Here is a 19,485-nt window from a genome sequence, read left to right on the forward strand (position 1 = left end):
GGGGCAGGTTGGCGGTGGTTTCAATGATGCGTTGGGGTTAATGGGATATTCGAAGGTGTATTCAGCAGGGATTCAGGTTAGCTGGATCCTGGGAGCACACCGCGCTGCTTTTGCTTATGTAGGAGCTGCCGCAGGCTGCGATCTTTTGATCTTGAAAATTAAAGATCAAAAGATCGCAGCCTGCGGCAGCTCCTAAAGGGTTGGTGTACGGCAACAAAAAAGGCGGCTCCTGTGAGGGAGTCGCCTTTGTTTTAACTGCCGTTACCGCTTATTCCGAAAGCTTATACGCGATCACATAGTCACCTTGTTTGGTGCCCAGCGAACCGTGACCGCCAGCGACCACAAGCACGTATTGCTTGCCGTCCTTGCCGGTGTAGGTCATTGGCGTAGTCTGCGCGCCGGCTGGCAGGCGGCCTTCCCACAGTTGCTTGCCGTTTTTCACGTCGTAGGCCCGCAAGTACTGGTCAAGAGTACCGCTGAGGAAGCCTACGCCACCGGCAGTGGTGAAGGTGCCGCCCAGGCTGGGCACACCCATGCTCAGCGGGATTGGCACCGGCGAGCTGTCGCGCACGGTGCCGTTCTTGTGCTTCCACAGGACTTGATGTGTGGTTAGGTCGACCGCTGCCACATAGCCCCACGCTGGTGCCTGGCAAGGCAAACCCATCGGCGACAGCAATGCTTCGAGCACCACACCGTACGGCGCGCCTTTGTTTGGCTGCACGCCTTCGGTTTCGCTTTTGCGTGGGCCTTGGGCAGCGATTTCGGCGGCCGGGATCAGTTTCGATTTGAACGCCATGTAGCTCGGGTTCACGAATGCGATTTGACGCACCGGGTCAACCGAGATGCCGCCCCAGTCGAACACGCCGAAATTGCCTGGATAAACGATCGAACCTTGCAGCGATGGCGGCGTGAACGGGCCGTCGTAGCGCATGGATTTGAAGTCGATCCGGCAGATCAGTTGGTCGAATGGCGTGACGCCCCACATGTCGCGTTCTTTCAAGGGCGGCGGCATCAGGTTCAGGTCGGACTTAGGCTGGGTCGGCGAGGTGTGATCCCCGGCGACAGCGCCTTGTGGCACCGGAATTTCGTTGATCGGCACGATGGCCTGGCCGGTGCTGCGGTCCAGTACGTAGATGCTGCCTTGCTTGGTGGACGCAAGTACTGCGGGTTTTACGCCGTCAGCGGTTTTCAGGTCCATCAGCGTTGGCTGACCACCGACGTCCATGTCCCACAGGTCATGGTGGGTGAACTGGAAGTGCCAGCGCACTTTACCGGTGGCAATGTCCAGGGCGGTCAGGCCGGCGGAATGCAGTTCCGATTCAGGGGTGCGCGCGCCACCGAACTGGTCCGGGGTCTGGTTGCCCATTGGCAGGTAGAGCATGCCGAGTTTTTCATCGACCGCGAACATGGACCACATGTTCGGCGAGTTGCGGGTGTAAGTCTGGCCTTCGGCAATAGGCGTTGTATCGTCCGGTTTGCCGCTGTCCCAGTTCCACACCAGTTTGCCGGTGTGCACGTCGAACGCGCGGATCACGCCGCTTGGCTCGTCGGTGGACACGTTGTCGGTGACGTGGCCGCCAATCACCACCAGGTCTTTGGTGACCGCTGGCGGCGAAGTGGAGTAGTAGCCGCCGGCGGTGAAGCCGCCGATGTTGGCGCGCAGGTCAACCTGGCCTTTGTCGCCGAAGTCTTCGCACATCTTGCCGGTGTCGGCGTTCAGGGCGATCAGGCGAGTGTCGGCGGTCGGCAGGAAAATCCGGCGCGGGCAGGCACTGGCGACGGCCGCGCTGGCGCTGCCGGTCGGGCTCTGCTCGGAGGCATACACGGCGTCATCGTGATACGACACGCCACGGCAGGTCATGTGCGCCCAACCCTTGAAATTCGCCGCGTTCTGCGTCGAAAGCTTCGGATCGAAACGCCAGATTTCCTTGCCGGTGTCCGGGTCCAGCGCGATCACCTGGCTGTGCGGCGTGCAGACGTAGAGCATGCCGTTGACTTTCAGCGGGGTGTTTTCCGCCGTTGTTTCACCCGGATCGCCCGGCCCGGGCAGGTCGCCGGTACGGTAAGTCCAGGCTGGCACCAGTTTGCTCACGTTCTGCGGGGTGATCTGTGCCAGCGGCGAGTAACGATCACCGTGGGCGCTGCGGCCGTAGGAGTTCCAGTCACCGTCCGGCATGGCCGGGGCTGTGTTGGTCATGCCCGGCACGCTGTCGCGGTCCAGTTGACCCTTGATTTCACCGGGGTTGGTGAACTGGCTGGCCAGTGCAGCGACGCCAGCGATGACCACGGCCACGCTCAAGGCGCCGGTGCCCATCGGCGCGGCGCCTTCGCGCAACAGCGGAAGGCGGAACCACGGCAGCAGCATGACGATACCCAGCGCAAACAGCATCGCCAGGCGCGGCACCAGCTGCCACCAGTCGAGGCCGACTTCCCACAGCGCCCAGACGGTGCTGGCGAACAGCACCAGTGCGTACAGGCCCAGCGCAGCGCGGCGAGCGGCGATCAGCAGGATGCCGGTCAGCGCCAGGCCGATACCGGCCAGCAGGTAATACAGCGAGCCGCCGAGCATGCTCAGCTTGATCCCCCCGGCCAGCATGGCCAGGCCCATTAGCAGAAGCAGGATACCGAGCAGGCTCGGCAGCAGACGGCTTCGACTCAAAGCACCCTCAGTGCTCATAGTGTGGTTCTCCGTGACGTTTTAAGTAGTCCCGCGCAAGTTCACTGTAGATGACGATCCTGTGCGGGCATGGTTCAGATAGAAACTGTTGGGTTGATGCGATCACTCTGTAGGAGCGAGCTTGCTCGCGAAAAACCTGAGAACGCCGCGGGGTGTCAGGTTCGCAGCGTTATCGTTGACGACCATCGCGAGCGAGCTCGCTTCTACAGTGGGTTTGGGTTTCAGAACGATGAGGTGATCTTGATCCCGCCAATCAGCGCGTCATCGACCTGGTCCACGCCACCGGGGTGGCGGATGTATTGCAGGTTCGGGCGCACGGTCAGCCAGTTCGTAACGTGCACGCCGTAATAGAGTTCGGCGCTGTATTCGGTGTCCTGCGGTGGCAGGAAGGCCGGGTCGTCGTAGGCATAAACGGCGTGAGCCTGATTGGTCGCTTCGGCGTTCTTGCGATAGGCCGGGTTGACGTGCACACGGGCCAGCGCGAAGCCGATGTCATCTTTGGCGCGGGCGTCGAACAGGCCTTTGTAAACGAGACCCGCCTGAACGTAGTTGTCGATGGCGTTGGTTTTCTTGTCGTGCATCGTGCCGTTGGCGAACACACTCAGGCCGCGCGAATGGTCGCTGGCGATGCTGGTGATCTGCTGCTGGAGGCCCAGCCATACGCCGTGCTTGCTCGACGCGCTGCGGTAAGCTTCGCCACTCAGGGCTGCGGGCTGGCCATTGCTGTCTTTATAGGCATCGGTGGCGTTGGCGCTGCTGTAGTAATAACCGGCGCGGTATTCGCCTGGCAGGCCATTGAGCTTCGGCGACCACACCAGTTCCACCGGCAGGATCGCGCCTTGGGTGCCGCTGCCGCTGAGCTTGAAGCCGTTGCCGCGATCAAGGTTCGACGGGTTCTGCTCGTAGGCGCCGACCTGCGCATACAGCTGCGGCGTGAGGTGATATTTGACCCGCATCGCCCACTGACTGACCGGCCAGTTGTACCAGATTCCGCCCACCCAGTTGCCGACCTGGGAGCCGCAGAACGCCAGGTTCTGGAAGTCGCAGGGGAAGCTGTTGAAGTCTTCGCCTTCGCCGAAACGACCGACCTTGATGTCGAGCGTTTGATCGACGAATTTCTGCTGATACCACATCTGCGTCAGACGCCAGGTCTGGCCACGGCCCCAGACTTCCTGAGCCGAAGTAAAACCGCCGACGCGCGGGTCGTTGATGCGGTCGTTGCTGATGTTGTTTCCGCTGCGTTCGGTGACGGTCAGCTGAAATTCGGCATCGTCCCAGCCGAGGATTTTCTGCAAATCCAGATGCGTGCCGAGGGCGAATTGGTCGCTGTAGCGCGCCGTGCGATCGTGGTCGTGGCCGCCGTGCAGATTGCTGCCCATTTCGCCGGTGTAATCGACTTTGAAGTCGTAGCCTTTTTCCGCAAGCTCGGTGCGAGTGCCGTTCCAGTCACCGAGCATCCACGGGGAATCGCTGTCGAAAGCCGGTGCTGCCTGAGTGCAGGTTGCAAGGCTCAGCGCGGTGAATCCGCCAATCAGGTTCAAAGCTTTTCCGCAGGCAACAGGCATAAAGACATCGCTGTCTTGCGAGGGTTGTAAATCAGGCATAGAGAGGAAATTCTTGATCTTTTTCTGGGGGATAAACGGAGTGGGGTGAATGAGCGGAAGCGTTTCAGCTTAAGGCGGGGGCAAGGATAATGTTCTGTTACAAATAGAGAAAGGGCTTTTACAGACATGCATCTTTTCAGAATCGGTAACAGTCGTCCCTGTAGGAGCGAGCTTGCTCGCGAAGAATGTCACTACACCGCGTTTATTCAGACTGCAGGCGTCATCGTTGACGCCATCGCGAGCAAGCTCGCTCCTACAGGGTATGCATTCCAATGTAGGAGGTGCCGAAGGCTGCGATCTTTTGCGATTCACCTACATTTAACAAGAGCACACAGATCGCTTCCCCCCAACGAAGCCCTCGGCTAAGGTGCGCGGCTTCCCACCCCTACTTCGCAAAGGCCCGGCATGACCGAACAGAATAACGACCCGCTGCACGGCGTAACGCTGGAGCAAATCCTCAACGCGCTGGTTGAACACTACGAATGGTCCGGGCTGGCCGAGCGCATCGATATCCGCTGCTTCAAGAGTGACCCGAGCATCAAATCGAGCCTGACGTTTCTGCGCAAAACCCCATGGGCACGGGAGAAGGTCGAGCGCTTGTACGTGAAGCTGATGCGCACCAAGCGCCCACTCTGAACATGGACCATCCATCGACGCCAGTAGCTGCCGCACGGCGTCGTATTGTGGCGGTGGCGGCCGTTCTCGGCTGGGCCGGATTGAGCATTCAGCTGTACCTGATTTTCTATTCGCGCTGGACGCTGGAAGCCAGCCTGCTGGGCGGCTTGATGAGCTATTTCAGCTATTTCACCGTGCTGAGCAATACCTTGGTGGCGACGGTTTTGACCTGTGAACTGACCCCCCGTGAATCGGCCGCGCGACGCTGGTTTTTGCAACCGTGGGTCAGCAGTGGAATTGCCGTGAGCATCGTCGTGGTCGGCCTGGCCTACAACGTGTTATTGCGCCATCTATGGCATCCGCAAGGCTGGCAATGGCTAGCCGATGAGCTGATGCATGACGTCATGCCGCTGCTGTTTCTGGGCTATTGGTTTTGCTGGGTGCCCAAGGGGACGTTGCGTCTGAGGCACATCGGGTTGTGGGTGATTTATCCACTGGTGTATTTCGCGTATTCGCTGCTGCGCGGGCATTTGCTGGCGGTTTATCCGTATCCGTTCATTGATGTGGAAAAGTTGGGTTATCCACAGGTGTTTATCAATGCCGGGGGATTGTTGGTGGGGTTTGTGGTGATTGCGTTGTTGGTGATTGGGCTGGATCGACGTTTTCGGCATCAGTGAGATTGCCACGATCACAGCCTGCGGCAGCGCCTACATTTGGAAGACGTTCCCTGTAGGCGCTGCCGCAGGCTGCGATCTTTCAAGGCCTACTCGTCGTCGCTGTCACCCAGCCGCCAATAGCCGACCGCTTTGACGAATTGCTCCTCCAGCCCATGCTCATCCAGCAACACCCGGCGGATCTGCCGCGACACTTTGCTTTCGGTCGCAACCCAGGCATACAAACTGCCGGTGGGAACCTGAACCTGGCGCACGGTAGTCAGTAAATGATCCTTGCCGCCTTCACGCAGCACCCAGATCACATTGACGTCAGCGGCACTCTCCAGCACTTGCTGTTCCTTGCCGTTCTCCACCTCCACGATCACCAGTGCACGGCGGTTGGCCGGCAGGCCTTCGAGGCGTCGGGCGATGGCGGGCAGGGCGGTTTCGTCGCCGATCAGCAGGTAGCTGTCAAAAATATCCGGCACGATCATCGAACCCCGAGGCCCGCCGATGTGCAGGAATTGCCCCGGTTTTGCTTGTTCGGCCCAGGTGGCGGCAGGGCCGTCACCGTGCAGCACGAAGTCGATGTCCAGCTCCAACGTGTCGAGGTCGTAACGACGCGGCGTGTAATCGCGCATGGCGGGCATCGGTCCGTTGTCTTTGCCGGCGCCAAGCACCAGGGTTTCCAGCGCGGCCTGTTCGGCCGCATTCTGCGGGAACAGCAATTTGACGTGATCGTCGGTGCCGAGGCTGACGAAACCCGCCAGCTCAGGCCCACCCAATGTGACCCGGCGCATGCGCGGTGTCAGGTCGACCACCCGCAGCACCTGCAGGCGACGGCGTTTGATTTCGTGCATGACGCGGTGAATGGTTTGTGTAATCACTTCAGTCATTCGGCTTTCTCCTGGGCAACCTGAACGGCGGGGCCGTCGACGATGGCCTTGGCGGTGTTGTTGAGCATGGCGGCGACACGCTGGATTTCTTCCGGGCTCCAGCGGCCGTGGTGCAGTTGCAAGGCATGGCGCAGGTTGTGCACCGCCTCGTGAATTTCCGGGGGGCGATCATGACCGCGCAACGAGCGTTTGCTCACATCGATGCGCACCCGCACGCCTTCGAGGGCGACGGCTTGTTCGGTCAGGGACAAGCGCCCGGCGTCCGTCACGCTGTAGCGTTTTTTCCCGCCTTCAGCGTCGCCCTGAATCATCTCGCTCTCTTCCAGAAAGGTCAGGGTCGGGTAGATCACGCCGGGGCTCGGGCTGTAGGCGCCGTCGAACATGCCTTCGATCTGGCGAATCAAGTCATAGCCGTGGCAGGGCTGTTCGGCAATCAGTGCCAGAAGCAGCAGTTTCAGGTCGCCGGGGGCGAATACCCGCGGGCCGCGTCCACCGCGTTCGCGGCCCGGGCGTTTTTCGAAGCCGTCACGGCCATCGCCGTGTTCGCGGTGGGGGGAATGATGGTCTCTCATTTTTTCGTTCTCTCGTCGTATTTAGATACAACTTAAGATATATCTTGCGGAGGGCGCAAGGCCTTCCGACCGATGGTTGTCGCGGATGTCTCGAACGGATCGCCCGATAAAAACGCCCCACGATCGAAAAAATGGCGACCATTAATACAGGTGAAAAAGCGGAAATTAGTGTTAACTCTCTAATGTCACGTTTTCATCCAGAGTTTGCGGGGCGCGTGGTATCCGTCTTACAGAAGTGGCTTGGTGAGTATCTGCTTATCATTACTTATAGGGCGCGGTTTGTAGTCTGTCTCTTACAGTCAAACATTCGATTAACCTTTATTTCAGGTTTTTTCAGCCTCGGTAGTAGCGTCTTGGCTACAAGGTTTAAGGAACTTGCCTGCTTACTTTCCAGATGAATTGACCGATCATCTTTCGGCATTGAAAGTTTCGGTGGGTCAGCACTGCTCGTGACTGTTTTGATCCAGCGAAACTTTCAATACTTAGATCCTTTTATTTAAAAGACAGGTACTGAAAGATGTTCAAGAAGATCGCGTTTGCTGCTCCTCTGGCTGTTCTGGCACTGAGCTCCTCGATGGCGTTTGCCGCCACCGAAGCCAAGCACTCCATCAACATTGTTGCTCATGTTCCATCCGACGATTTCTACGCGGTACCGGTTGATTCGGACCTGGTCAACAAGGATCAGGACATGAGCTACAACCCGTCCACCGGTACGATGAGAACGGTCGATGGGCACTTTGACGTCCTGCACACCGCCGGCAAGGTTCACGCCCGCCTGGAAGGCGTGCCGAAGCTGATCGCCGGTAGCAAGACCATTGATTTGAAAGTCGAACTCAACGGCAAAACGTTGACGACCGCTTCGCAGGAAGTTGTTGGCGACACTGAGTCCAACACCCGCTATCGCGCGCCGTTCAAAATCAGCGCAACCGGCGTCAAGCCTGACGCGGGTGATTACACCGGCGTTGTCATGCTGGTAGTTGAACCTTCCGTCTAAGTTACAGCTGCGACGGTAAACGTTTACTTGTTCCAAGTAACGTACCCGGTCGACAAACTGTTCGGTTTGTCGGCCGTGCTTTGACTTTCCTGTAATCAGAGTACTTTTTCATGTTCCCGATGACGCCCATCGCGGCAGCGCTTGCGCTGCTGTTATGTAGCAGTGCATTTGCGGCGCCCACATCTGTTGATAATACGCCTCGAAGTTTGCTGGCTCAGGCCAAAGGCTTGCCAGCGGATTTCGAGGAGCATTTCTTCGATGTTCCGTTGGCGGTTCGGGTTGAACTCGATCAACAACCACTTGGCGAGGCGATGATTGTGTTGTCCCGCGATGATCGGGTCGCTTTGCTCGAATTCACCGATACCAGCGAAAGCCGCTATAGCGCCGGCGAGCGCGATGCATGGTCCGGCATTCTGAAACCCGGCGTGGCGCTGGGCGCCTGCACCGCTCAATGTCCGGAGCAGATGCTGGCGATTCACTACAACCTCGAAAATTCCTTGCTGTCGATCGTCACTGAAAATGCCGAGCGCGACAGTGAAGCCAAGCGTTATTACGATCATCCAGAAGGCGGCAGCAGCGGCCTGATAGTACGCAATCAGCTTAATCTCAACGGCGGCCAGGATCAGAACCTGGGCGGGCGTTTCGGCCTCGAAGCCAGTGGTAGCCTGGGCAACTGGAGCCAGGCCTTCAACATGCAATTGGCCCGTATGGGCGGTCCCGACGACAAGACCTTTCACGCGGTGCATGAGCTCTATACTCAGCGAGAACTGGAGGGCAGTTTTTTCCGTCTGGGTTATTTCACGCCCAACTCTGAAGGTCTGACCCGGCAGCCCCGTTCGTTCGGCACCAGTCCCGATACGGCCGTCGGGGTGATGTATGGCAGCTCCGACAGCCTGGCGATCGACAATCTCAAACCTAGCGTCTACCCGATCTATGTCACGGCCAACCGGCAGGGCTCCGTGGAGATCTATCGCGATGGGTTGCTGATCAATACCCAGTCGGTGCCGGCCGGATTGCAAACCCTCGACACCCGTCCATTGCCCGGTGGCATTTATGAGGTGGAAGTACGGCTGATCGAAGACGGTCAAGCCACCTCGTCCACCCAGGAACTGATCTACAAGCCGAACAACTGGCGCAACCACGATGAACGCTGGCGCTACAACCTGTTCGCCGGGCAGGAAAGCAAATTGCTCAGCAACTGGGATCAACAGGACACGGGCGATGCGACCGCCGGTGCTGCGATCAATTACCTGTTGCACCCCCGCGTGGTGCTCGGTCTGTCGGCGCGCCAGATTCGCGACACACTTCAATTCGGTGGTTCCATCGACTGGAGCCTGGCCAACAGCACCAGCGTGTTCGCCAACCTGTACCAGACCGAAGATCACGGCACCGGTGTCGATCTGCAAGGCCTGTACAACTATGGCTCCGGCAGTCTGGTGGTGAGTCACAATCGCAGTTGGCTCGACACCCGCAACACGTACGACACGTTGCCCGACGGCACCCGTGTACGCCAACGCAATGTGTTTACTGGCGAGACCAGCAATTCATCCCTGGCGCTGAACCACCGGATCAGCCGCAAAAGTTCGCTCAACGCGCGGGTGTCCCACAGTGAAGGCAACGTCGAAGGCGTAGGTGCGGATCTGGGCTGGACCCAACGCACTGAAGTGTTTGGCAGCGATGCCAACTGGCGACTGTCGCTGTTCGACCGTCCCGGCAGCTACAGCAGCGGCGATGCGCGCAATCGCGGGATCGACTTGAGTATCAGCCTGGCACTGGGCGGTCCGGGCCAGCAGATTTCCGGCAGTATCGGCAGCCGCACCGCCCGTGACGGCAGCCGCGACACCAACGCATCGCTCGGCTACCGCAAAGACCTGCAGGACCACGTGCTGCAGAGTGTCTCGGTGACGGCGCTCACCGACACCTATGGCGTCGGCCTGTCGAGCCTGGCGAACTTTCGCACCGACTCGGTCAACGGCGACGGGTTTATCCAGCGTTCATCGTTCAACGACAACTTCACCGGTGGCCTGAACCTGGAGAGCACGGTGGCCGTCGGTGGTCAGAGAATGGTGCTGACCAGCCAAAATCAAGGGCGCGGTGCCGGAATGATCGTCGACGTCGAGTCCGACATCGACGGTGTCGCTTTGCGCGCCGACGACCTGAGCGGCAGCAGTGCCGCCTTGCGCCCAGGGCGCAACTTCATTCCGCTCACGGCCTACAAGAACAGCTCGGTGAGTTTCGATTTCGAAGGCAATCACGTCCCGGCGGCGAGCATCGAACCGGCGCGCACTCGCTATCACCTGAACAAGGGTGGCGTGGAGTACCGCAAGGTGCGGGTGATGAAAACCCTGACCGTGCTCGGCCGTTTGCTCGATCCGCAAGGGCGGCCGCTCAAGGGCCATCACGTAATCAACCACGCCAGCCGTGGTGTCAGTGAGGTCGATGGCTTCTTCTCGATGGAAATGAACGCCGGCTCGCCAACGCTCGAAGTGCGTTATGCGGACCAGTTGCTCTGCCAGTTCCGGCTCGACACCGACCAGCACCGCAGTGAAAACAACGTGTTGATGATCGGGGATTTGCGTTGCAGTCCGGACACTTTGGCGGATGCCACGGTCAGCCAGCAGAAGGCCGGCTAATGGCACAGGTATTGATTTTTCACGGAGTGCAATCATGAATCTCAACACCGCATGGCCGGGAGGGTTTAGTCGTGGCCGATGGCTGGGGTTGCTGGCGATGTTTGCGGCGACGACGGCGGGGGCGGCGACCCAGGAAATCAGGGCCTTGTTCACGCCCGATTCGGCCAACCCGCTGCGCAATGAGTTCGTCAACAAGACGCCGTCCAGTGGTTACTGCGAGTACTACCCCGATATTTGTCGCAACAGCAATACCTTCAGTCTCCGGCTGCTGACGAGCGTCGAATCGAACAAGGCCCTGCAAGCCGATGCAGATCCACGCAACAGTGCGATGTTCAAGGTGCCGGGAGGGTGGCGTTCGTTGAATGTCACCAATCCAGAAACGGGAGATGTACAAGCAGTCGAAGTCCGTATTGCCGGCGTGGGTTCCAACCATGTTTTGAGTGATACGGCGGTCAATCTGACCGGGGCTGAGAACGCTGGAGAAGGGCACAATAAATTATGGAAAGGCTTGAGCTGGGTCAATCCGGCGCCTCCCTGTGTAAGCACCGGGATGGGGTTTTATGGGGCGCGTACATACGCTTTTTTTTGGAAAACCCCCGATGAACGCGCCTGCGTCAAAGTGGCCAACTTTCCAATCCCTGCAATGACCTATGAGTATCTGGACTTTGCCTACGAGCTGCGCACGCCTAACCCGCTGGGCATGTCGTCAGGGCTCTACACCGGGAGCCTGAGTTATCGCCTGGGCCCTGGCGGCGACTTTGACTTCGGCGATGTAATGATTCCGAACGACCCCGACCTGACCCTGGATTTCGTGCTGGACGTTCAGCACACCCTGAAAGTCGAGATTCCCCCCGGCGGCGAAAAGGTCCAGTTGGTACCGGCGGGCGGCTGGCAAAGCTGGCTGCACGCGGGACGCAGGCCTGTGCGGTTGTTCCGTGACCAGACGTTCAACATCTCCGCGTCGTCGCGCTTCAAGATGCAGTTGAGATGCGGGCTCGACGGGGCACCCTTCGATTGCGTGATTCGAGATACGGTCGAGAGAAGATCAGTCGAATTACAAGTCAGTGTCAGCCTGCCCAACGGTTTGACGGACCTCTCCGGCCAACCGGTCAGGCGCCAGCGATTAAGGGTGGGCGAGGCCAATGCGTTGCAGTTCCAACCCGGTTTCTATGTGGACCGGGCGCCGGGGACTCTGCATTTCGAGGTCCCGCAAAGTCAGATGGAATTCATGCTGAGGCCCGGAGCAGGGCCCTCATTTTCCGGCAGCGCCACGGTGATCTGGGATTCGGAAGTCTGACGCACCTCGCGCCAATAAGGCGTGCCAGCGTTCTGTTCAATGTCATGAGGTTCAACGGTATGAAGCGACTGTGGCTACTAATGAGTTTAAGCGGACTTTCCCTGGGCATTCAGGCCGGGCCGCAGATCAACGTCGGAACGGTTTACGACTATCTGGATGGCGACAAAAGCACGTACCTCAAGCGTGTGTTCAACAGCGGTGACAGCACGGCCTTCGTCAAGGTCAACATCCTGGAAATAATCTATGACGCCGATGGCACGGCCCGCGAAGTACCGGTCGAGGCGCAGGCCGATGTGAGTGCGCGTAACGGCGTGATGGCCAGCCCCGCGCGTTTGATTGTGCCGGCCAACGGCATGCAGGGCACGCGCCTGCTGCACATGGGCGAGCGAGACACCGAGCGTTACTTTCGCGTGCGGTTCATTCCTGTGGTGCCGGAAAAGGAAGACGAATTCGCCGTCTCCAGTGAAGAGCGCGATGAGTACAAAAAAAACCTGTCGGCGGGCGTCAACGTCATGACCGGGTTCGGCACCGTGTTTTTTGTACGCCCCAAAAACAGTCGGTTCGACAGCGTAATCGATGACAGCCCGGGCACTTATCGGCTGCGTAACAACGGCAACACTGTGGTGGTGGTCGATGAGTTCCGTAACTGTTCGCTGAAGAGCGAAACCGAGTGCGAGCCCACCACCAAACATCACGTCAGGGCGGGCAACACCTTCGAGTTCGAGAAGAAACCCGGACGTGAATACCGCTTCAATCTGGTCGAGGGCGACAGCAAAAAAACCGTGCGTATTGCCAGCCCGTCATGACCCGGTGCGAGTGCGGTCAAACCTCGCGATTTTTATCTGGAACAGGGACCTGAAATGATCAAGCAATCGGCCATCGTCTTGTGGATAGTCGGGATTACGCTAATGAGTTCTCCGGCTTTCGCGGCACGCGAAGAGCACAGGTTCGAAGTGTCGGTGAATATTCCGACCCTGGGGTTTTACGTGATACCCGCCGAGACAAACTGGATTCATCGCGAACAGATATTGCCGTGGAATATAAACACTTCGACGCTGGGTGGGCTGCGCAAAAACTTCGATGTCAAACACGACACCAGCGCGATCGAAGCACGGCTTGAAAGTGAACCTTATTTGTCCAACGGACGGGCAGATCAGAACATTTACTTGCGTGTGAGCTTCAACGGCACGGACCTCAGCCATGACCCGCAGCCTCGGCAGGTAGTGTCCGCCGCGGAGGCTGTCGCAGGTGGGCGTTTCCCCCTGGAGATACATCCGAAAACGCCTGCTGGCGGCTATAAACCGGGCGCTTACCATGGCAACGTCCAGTTGATCTTCAATGCCGCGGCGCCCTGATCCCAGACGCCCGAACACCCCCGATCAAATTTCATAGAGTGCAAACATGAATTCCCAGACTCATTCCCCGGGATGGCTTCGCCGTGGCCGCTCGCTGGCACTCCTGGCCGTTGTAGCCGCGTCATCGGCGGGCGCGGCAACCCAGGAAATCAGGGCATTATTCACGCCTGACTCGGCCAACCCGCTGCGTAACGATTTCATCAACAAAACGCCGTCCAGTGGTTACTGCGAGTACTACCCCGAGGTCTGTCGCAACAGCAATACCTTCAGCATTCGCCTGCTGACCAGTGTCGAGTCGAACACGGCCATACAAGCCGATGCTGATCCGCGCAATAGCGCGATGTTCAAGGTGCCAGGAGGGTGGCGTGCGTTGACGGTCACCAATGCACAAACCGGCGATGATCAAACCGTCGAAGTGCGTATTTCCGGCGTGGGTTCCAACCATGTATTGAGTGATACCGCTGCCAATTTGACGGGTGCTTCGAACGCACGGGAAGGACACGACGCCTTGTGGAAAGGATCAGGCTGGCTATATGCCCCGACTCCCTGTCAAACCACCGGGATGGCATTCTTCGGCGAAAGCACCTACGCGTTTTTCTGGAAAAACCCCAACGCTAGCGCGTGTGTAAAAGTCGCCAATTTTCCCATCCCGGGCATGACCTACGAATACCTGGACTTTGCCTACGAACTGCGCACACCTAATCCGCTGGGGATGTCGTCAGGGCTCTACAACGGGAGCCTGAGTTACCGCTTGGGCCCCGGCGGCGATTTCGACTTCGGCGATGTCATGATCCCGAGCGACCCCGACTTGACCCTGAATTTCGTACTGGACGTTCAACACACCCTCAAAGTCGACATTCCTCCCGGTGGCGACAAAGTCCAGCTGGTTCCGGCAGGCGGGTGGCAAAGCTGGCTGCACGCGGGACGCAAGCCCGTTCGATTGTTCCGTGACCAGACATTCAATATTTCCGCCAGTTCTCGTTTCAAGATGTACCTGGATTGTCAGTTTGGCCCCGGCAGGGCTTGCTACCTGGATGACGGCAAAAACATTTTTGTTCCGATAGAGATCAGTGTGAGTCTGCCTGCGGGTTTGATGGATACCAGTGGCCGACCGGTTAGTCGCCAGGTGTTGAAAGTCGGGGAAGCGGCGGGGGAAGTGTTTCAACCCAGTCAGTATGTGGATCGAAAACCCGGGACATTGCATTTCGAAATGCATCATAAAGAAGCGATTGACGCGGTGCTTTTACCGCATACGGCCAAGCACTATCGCGGCAACGTCGTGGTTATTTGGGATTCGCAAGTCTGACGGATTGTGCGTCGATTTGCAGGCAGCCTGACCGTGAGTTTTACCGTCAGGCTGCTTTCTTCCTGTCATTTGAAACGTGGCGATTTTTACAAACCTGCTCGCCTCAGTGCATCGCGGGTCAAGCGTCTCAAGAGTTCTTTTTCTTCATCGCCAAGATCGATCAGAAACCGCTCGAAGTTCATATCGCTGATCGGTTCATCGGCAAACACAACGGTTGGTGGCACCGGCAAATCATTTATCAGGTTCCGGAGCCGTTCTCGTAGTGCGCCCCGTTCGGCCTCGCTCGCTTGCGTCGAGTCCAGCCACTGCTGCTGTGTTTCACGCAAGGTTTCGAGCTGTTCGTACTTGCGCATATACAGCCGTTTGTTGGTCTCGAATTCCACCGGGTATTTGTCGCGCAAATATCGCTCCCAAAAGTCTCGCTCGAGCATTTTGTTCACCAGACCATCACCTTCTTCCAGGGAAAGCACGGTGTCATAGGCTTGGTTGACCATTGCATCGGTAACGCCCGAGATCTCTCGGTAAAGCATGCCTCTGGACTGCCAGGGCAGGTTCAAGCGCTCGGCCAGTGCTGTCTGGTAGGCCAGGTAGACTTCGACTTCATCGGGATCGCCGCCTCGACTCGCCATGTCCGCCTCGGCGATTTCGTTGACTTGGTCCAGCCGCGCCGCGCCTTTGGCCAGGGTGACCAACTTGCGCTCAAGCTGCGCCGGATCAGTGGAGTAGGAGGACGCCTCCGAGGTCAGCACCTTGATGCCCATGTTGTTGAAGCGTTGCGCACCGGCATCGGCGCAGTTGTCCGGTTGCTCGACGGCGGCGAACAGCTCCTCACGCAGATTTGCATCGAGGTGCACGGCATCGAGCATGCGCCAGACGCGCTGCATCAGTTGATTGCGCGGCTCGCCACCCGCGCGATAGTCGGAAAAATATCGAGTGTCGATCAGGAAGGACAAGAACTGCTCGGAGCCGGGTTCCGACTTCACTTCGGCCCAGATGTTCGTTCGTGTGCTGCCCCAGCCCGGTACCTCGTTCCAGAGGTCGGTGCTCAAGTTCGCATGGATGATCGGATCGGTTTCGCCCGATGGAAGCACCCTGGGTTCAACGGACAGGCCAACCGAGCGGCGGATGGTCTGATAGCGCAGCCGGTCGAGATCCGACAGGTTAGCCACGTCAAGATATGTGCGGGCGACGACCGAGGCGCCCGGCGAGCCGGGAACCACCTCGGGAATCTGGCCGATCGGATTATCCCGCAGGTCAAGCAAAAAACCGCGCGGCCTGGGCTTGGCAAAAGTACCTTCGGGCCACGTCATGATCACCGTGTCCCTTAACCCTACGACTTTCAGTCGAGGCATGTGCCCAATGTCTACAGGTCTGCCCAGCGGGTTTTCATCGAGCCGCAGGATTTCCAGATAAGTCAGGCGGTTCAGTTGTTCGACATCGGCTACATCCAGCACGATCTGGTTGTCGCTCAGGCGCAGGCGTTCCAGCCCGCGCATGGCGCTGATGCTCTTCGGCATTCTGGTCAGTTCGCAGCCTTTCGCACTGAGTTCCCGCAGGTTGGGAAAGTCCTTCAACAGCCCGTTCGCTTCGCTGGAAAAACGAGTGTTGTCGAGTTTTAGCACCGTAACCTTATCGAGAAACCTTCCGAGTTTCGGGCGTTGGGACCACCAATGTTGCAGATCGAGCGGCAGCATTTCCCTGGAGAGATCGAGCGAGTAACTGTCCGGCTCAGCACGGCTGCCCAGCCCAGTGGTTTTGCGTTCGAAGCACTCGATAAGGCGTTCGGCGATGTGTAGTCCGCCGTCATCGCGAAAGGCATAAGTGCCAGGCCCCCAACCTTCTATTTGCTGGTTTTCCCATGTGGCCACGATGTCGTTCAGCTCATCCAGATCACGTTCCTGCACATCCATGGCCCTTTGCGGTTCACCTTGGGCGGTCAAAGCATTGGCGAATGCATCGACCTCACTTTCATTGAAGTGCGGATGCAGGTCGCGAATTCGTTCGTGCAGAGTGACGGCTTCACGGCTTAGGCCCCCGCCACGAACCAACAACATCGTTTCATGCTCGGCAACCGGGCGAATCGGCGGCGTGGCAAGGACAGTACGTCGCTCACTGGGTGGAGCTGACTTGGCGATGACCCATTGCCTGAAAAACTCTGCATCACCCGGTTTGTAACCGAGCGCGTTTTGTCCTTCCTTGCCCATCGCATGCAGCAGGGATTCAAAAAAAACATCGGCCTCATGGATCGGCTGATCCGAGGCGTCACGCACCTGATATTTCCCTGCGTCATCGCGAATCAGTATTCGAATTTTCCTGGCGTCGTCTGGCCCCGCGCTGTCGCGCAATTCTCCATCGAAGGTACGCTGGCGGATCTCAATGCGCACGTCGCCGAACATATCGGTGTGGAGTCGCAGTGCTCCCAGTGCCAGGCGTTCTGTATCGATATTGCTCAGTGCATCGTGGTACAGGCCTTGGGCGGCTCTGACCGAGCTGACTTCGAACTGAAGTTCCCGAGCGTAGTTTTTCAAGCGCAGTGGCAATCGATTGTATTGCGCGATCTGCCGTTGCTCGGTTGCGCTGGCGCTGGCGAGGATGTTTTGCGCAATGTTTTCGGGTAGCTCAGGAAAGTCGCTGAACAGCAGGGTGATCTCGGGGGATAACGCTGCGGTCGTGCTTGCGCCAGTGCCAAGACGTTGCAGGGTATCGGTCAGCAGCGGCGGCGGTGGGGCGTTCTCAACGTGCATCCTGCGCAGTGCCGCTTCATCGGTGCCGCTGATCTGGCGGATCTGTTCCAGTTGTTCGTCGCTGAAGGCGTCGGTGGTGTGACCGATGCGCCTCATCAATGTCGATCCTTCCCACTCCCGCGGGTTTTCCGTTTCGCTGACCCAGGCACCTTCGCCGTTGTGCCGCAGGGTCGGTGCGTACGCGTCGGCGCGTTGTGGATGCTGGATGCGGTGCTGGCCGGTGACGGGGTCTTCCCGCACTTCGAAGTGCTTACCGTCCAGGCGCAAAATGCGTTGGTTCTGATGCTGGTAAATACCTTGCCCATCGGGTCTCGCGTCGGTCGGCAAGGCCAGTTTTTTCTCATAGGACGATAGGTCGGCGTTCCATAAACGCATCTGGCCATTAGGCAACTGCACGGGTTTCAAACTTTCGAAGAACGGCGAGAGTTTCGCCCGTGCGACGTTGCCGATTGCACCCGCCGCAGCGAACGCACCTAGCTGTACAACGCTTTCCAGCACGCTGATGGTCTGTTCACCGGCCTCGGCCAAACGACCCTCGGCCAGATCGACGATGCCCTCGACCACTTCATCGGTCAGTTGGTAAGCGGTGTAAGCCAGCATCAGCGTGCCCAGACCCGGCACAAACGGAATCGCCACCAGCAAGGCAATGTTAAAGATGTCCGAAAGCATTTTCTCCAGGTTGTCCCACCAGGCCCAGCGTGCCATGCGGTCGGCGTATTCGGTGGAAATGGCGATTTCCCGTGTGTCGTTGAAGATTTTGTTCAGTTTCTGTCGGTAGAAATAACCCCATAGATCACCGTTGAAACGGGTCTGGCGATCATCCTGAATCTTTGAAAGGCTGAATTGCAGGTTTGGGTTGTCCACAGGCGTGGCTTGCCAGTTGGGCAAATTCGAACCCGGTGCGGTCGCCTGCCATTTCACCTTGCTCAGACGATCATTCAAACCGGCAAAGAAATGCCCTCGTTCTGGATGGTTCACGAACTGGCTGAAGTACTGTTGATAACTTGCGGGAGATTGCACATCGCGTAATTGCTGCGTGAGTTCAGCCATGAATTCGAGCGACGACGGGTATTGCTTGAGCGGATGCTCCGCGTCATGGGGCACATAGGCAATCAAGGGGACGGGTTGAGTGGCGGTCAATACATCCGGGGCGATCAGGACGATGCCGGTCAGGTGTGTGTCCATCATTGCCAGGTTGTAATAGCTGACGGGTTGGCCGCGCCATTTCAGGTTTCTGCGGTCATCGAGCATGCCCTGCACGACGTCAAAAGCGTCCTGGTCGATGTCCTTTTTCATCAAGGCCATACGTGCCGCGACACTCAGCGCGCTCTTTTGGCTCAGGATGACTTTGTGGCGCAAGACATTGCTGGCCACTGTATTGGTCGACCGTAAAAACTCATTCAAGTGTTTTTCGTATCGAGCGCCGATGTCCAGTTCACGACACAGTGACTTGAACTGGTCGACCGTGATTTTTTGCTTGAGGTGTTTGATTGCAAAGTGACCCCGCGCGTCGGGACGGGTGATGAATTCGGAATCGGCCGTGAATGTTTCAGTGCTCGCGAAGTTATGCAGCGCGGCATCGAGCAAGGAAACGGTGCGACTCTGAACGCCTGAGGCGAAGTCATGCACCCACCATGACGTGTTAACCGGCGCATAGAGTCGCAGCCATGTTTGCTCGACGTCATCTTCTACGCCGAAGCGATCCTTCAGAGCCTTTTGCAGCAAGGGTTTGGCGAAGGCTTGAATATCCTGCAGATGACTTAGCGCCTGATCCACGGTGTTTTGTGCGTTCCAGTAGAGCTTGATGTCGTTCTTCAAGCTGCGGTGTGCAGTAGCGGAAGCGCTCTTGTGCCAATCGGGAATCGTCAGGTTGATAGTTCTCAGTGCTTTGACGCGTGTCGCTGAAGTTTTTTGCAACCAGGAGGGGATGTTTTTTCTGACCAACTCATAGTGAGTGCTTGTATCGGGGAAGGTGATAGAGGCCTGGCCTGTCGGTAGAAGTTTCGGGGGGGAATTGGGCATTGCTTGATCGTCCATGATTAATAGTGGCGCAACCAGCCTAGGTAATCGAACTTCAAAAAAAAAGCTCAAATATAGGATCGGAGCGGTGCTGGTCCGGGCTTAAACGTTCCAAAATTG

Annotated in this window: 13 protein-coding genes and 1 pseudogene; 8 read left to right on the forward strand and 6 right to left on the reverse strand. The window is 58.1% G+C overall.

Translation table 11 applies throughout. The annotated features are described in order from the left end of the window. Positions 1-268 precede the first annotated feature (268 nt). From KUF73_RS05310 to KUF73_RS05315, 3 genes and pseudogenes are all read right to left on the reverse strand, one after another. Positions 269-2,677 carry a glucose/quinate/shikimate family membrane-bound PQQ-dependent dehydrogenase gene (locus KUF73_RS05310; protein WP_218437014.1) on the reverse strand — a complete coding sequence of 803 codons (2,409 nt, stop codon included), beginning with the start codon at positions 2,675-2,677 and terminating at the stop codon, positions 269-271. A 108-nt stretch (positions 2,678-2,785) separates the two neighbouring features. Further along, positions 2,786-2,863, reverse strand: a pseudogene (locus tag KUF73_RS31305) (outer membrane lipoprotein carrier protein LolA); the annotation flags it as partial. Positions 2,864-2,898: 35 nt separating this feature from the next. After that, positions 2,899-4,281 (reverse strand): carbohydrate porin, encoded by a 1,383-nt coding sequence (locus tag KUF73_RS05315; protein WP_218437015.1) that lies wholly within the window; start codon positions 4,279-4,281, stop codon positions 2,899-2,901. Positions 4,282-4,686: 405 nt separating this feature from the next. On the opposite strand from KUF73_RS05315, the gene KUF73_RS05320 reads away from it, so the two are divergent. Together KUF73_RS05320 and KUF73_RS05325 are read left to right on the forward strand one after the other, a co-directional pair. Next, complete coding sequence (locus KUF73_RS05320; protein WP_056855216.1) at positions 4,687-4,917, forward strand: VF530 family DNA-binding protein; 231 nt, start codon at positions 4,687-4,689, stop codon at positions 4,915-4,917. A 2-nt stretch (positions 4,918-4,919) separates the two neighbouring features. Next, positions 4,920-5,573: a Pr6Pr family membrane protein gene (locus KUF73_RS05325; RefSeq protein WP_218437016.1), complete on the forward strand. Its 654-nt coding sequence runs from the start codon at positions 4,920-4,922 to the stop codon at positions 5,571-5,573. Between the two features lie 86 nt (positions 5,574-5,659). Here KUF73_RS05325 and KUF73_RS05330 read toward each other — a convergent pair whose 3' ends face one another. Then, the gene (locus KUF73_RS05330) at positions 5,660-6,445 is read right to left on the reverse strand and encodes a siderophore-interacting protein (protein ID WP_218437017.1); all 786 of its coding nucleotides are present in this window, start codon (positions 6,443-6,445) and stop codon (positions 5,660-5,662) included. Next, positions 6,442-7,017, reverse strand: coding sequence for a PadR family transcriptional regulator (locus tag KUF73_RS05335; RefSeq protein WP_218437018.1), 576 nt, complete (start codon positions 7,015-7,017; stop codon positions 6,442-6,444). Before KUF73_RS05335 ends, KUF73_RS05330 begins: the two co-directional genes overlap by 4 nt. 517 nt (positions 7,018-7,534) lie before the next feature. Between KUF73_RS05335 and KUF73_RS05340 the strand changes: the two genes are divergently transcribed. The 6 genes from KUF73_RS05340 (at position 7,535) to KUF73_RS05365 (ending at position 14,602) form a co-directional block, all read left to right on the forward strand. After that, on the forward strand, positions 7,535-8,011 hold the full coding sequence (locus tag KUF73_RS05340; protein WP_218437019.1) for a CS1 type fimbrial major subunit: 477 nt from the start codon (positions 7,535-7,537) through the stop codon (positions 8,009-8,011). A gap of 110 nt (positions 8,012-8,121) precedes the next feature. Then, positions 8,122-10,644, forward strand: a complete 2,523-nt coding sequence (locus tag KUF73_RS05345) for a CS1-pili formation C-terminal domain-containing protein (protein WP_218437020.1) — start codon at positions 8,122-8,124, stop codon at positions 10,642-10,644. A gap of 34 nt (positions 10,645-10,678) precedes the next feature. After that, entirely contained in the window at positions 10,679-11,941 is a 1,263-nt protein-coding gene (locus KUF73_RS05350) for a hypothetical protein (RefSeq protein WP_218437021.1), read from the forward strand. 59 nt (positions 11,942-12,000) lie between these two features. Continuing rightward, on the forward strand, positions 12,001-12,747 hold the full coding sequence (locus KUF73_RS05355; RefSeq protein WP_218437022.1) for a molecular chaperone: 747 nt from the start codon (positions 12,001-12,003) through the stop codon (positions 12,745-12,747). A gap of 54 nt (positions 12,748-12,801) precedes the next feature. Then, entirely contained in the window at positions 12,802-13,296 is a 495-nt protein-coding gene (locus KUF73_RS05360; protein WP_218437023.1) for a CS1 type fimbrial major subunit, read from the forward strand. Between the two features lie 46 nt (positions 13,297-13,342). Next, entirely contained in the window at positions 13,343-14,602 is a 1,260-nt protein-coding gene (locus KUF73_RS05365; protein ID WP_218437024.1) for a hypothetical protein, read from the forward strand. An 86-nt stretch (positions 14,603-14,688) separates the two neighbouring features. Here the strand turns inward: KUF73_RS05365 and KUF73_RS05370 are convergent, their stop codons facing one another. Beyond that, a complete protein-coding gene (locus KUF73_RS05370; protein WP_218437025.1) occupies positions 14,689-19,368 on the reverse strand; it encodes a dermonecrotic toxin domain-containing protein in 4,680 nt (1,559 codons plus the stop codon). Positions 19,369-19,485 lie beyond the last annotated feature (117 nt).

This window comes from Pseudomonas sp. PD9R, from assembly GCF_019200975.1.
Lineage (GTDB): Bacteria > Pseudomonadota > Gammaproteobacteria > Pseudomonadales > Pseudomonadaceae > Aquipseudomonas.

What these genes read in the sequence shown, in the direction of transcription:
- KUF73_RS05310 (WP_218437014.1), bottom strand. Translation starts at nt 2,677, where the DNA reads ATGAGCACTGAGGGTGCTTTGAGTCGAAGCCGTCTGCTGCCGAGCCTG.
- KUF73_RS05315 (WP_218437015.1), bottom strand. Translation starts at nt 4,281, where the DNA reads ATGCCTGATTTACAACCCTCGCAAGACAGCGATGTCTTTATGCCTGTT.
- KUF73_RS05320 (WP_056855216.1), top strand. Translation starts at nt 4,687, where the DNA reads ATGACCGAACAGAATAACGACCCGCTGCACGGCGTAACGCTGGAGCAA.
- KUF73_RS05325 (WP_218437016.1), top strand. Translation starts at nt 4,920, where the DNA reads ATGGACCATCCATCGACGCCAGTAGCTGCCGCACGGCGTCGTATTGTG.
- KUF73_RS05330 (WP_218437017.1), bottom strand. Translation starts at nt 6,445, where the DNA reads ATGACTGAAGTGATTACACAAACCATTCACCGCGTCATGCACGAAATC.
- KUF73_RS05335 (WP_218437018.1), bottom strand. Translation starts at nt 7,017, where the DNA reads ATGAGAGACCATCATTCCCCCCACCGCGAACACGGCGATGGCCGTGAC.
- KUF73_RS05340 (WP_218437019.1), top strand. Translation starts at nt 7,535, where the DNA reads ATGTTCAAGAAGATCGCGTTTGCTGCTCCTCTGGCTGTTCTGGCACTG.
- KUF73_RS05345 (WP_218437020.1), top strand. Translation starts at nt 8,122, where the DNA reads ATGTTCCCGATGACGCCCATCGCGGCAGCGCTTGCGCTGCTGTTATGT.
- KUF73_RS05350 (WP_218437021.1), top strand. Translation starts at nt 10,679, where the DNA reads ATGAATCTCAACACCGCATGGCCGGGAGGGTTTAGTCGTGGCCGATGG.
- KUF73_RS05355 (WP_218437022.1), top strand. Translation starts at nt 12,001, where the DNA reads ATGAAGCGACTGTGGCTACTAATGAGTTTAAGCGGACTTTCCCTGGGC.
- KUF73_RS05360 (WP_218437023.1), top strand. Translation starts at nt 12,802, where the DNA reads ATGATCAAGCAATCGGCCATCGTCTTGTGGATAGTCGGGATTACGCTA.
- KUF73_RS05365 (WP_218437024.1), top strand. Translation starts at nt 13,343, where the DNA reads ATGAATTCCCAGACTCATTCCCCGGGATGGCTTCGCCGTGGCCGCTCG.
- KUF73_RS05370 (WP_218437025.1), bottom strand. Translation starts at nt 19,368, where the DNA reads ATGCCCAATTCCCCCCCGAAACTTCTACCGACAGGCCAGGCCTCTATC.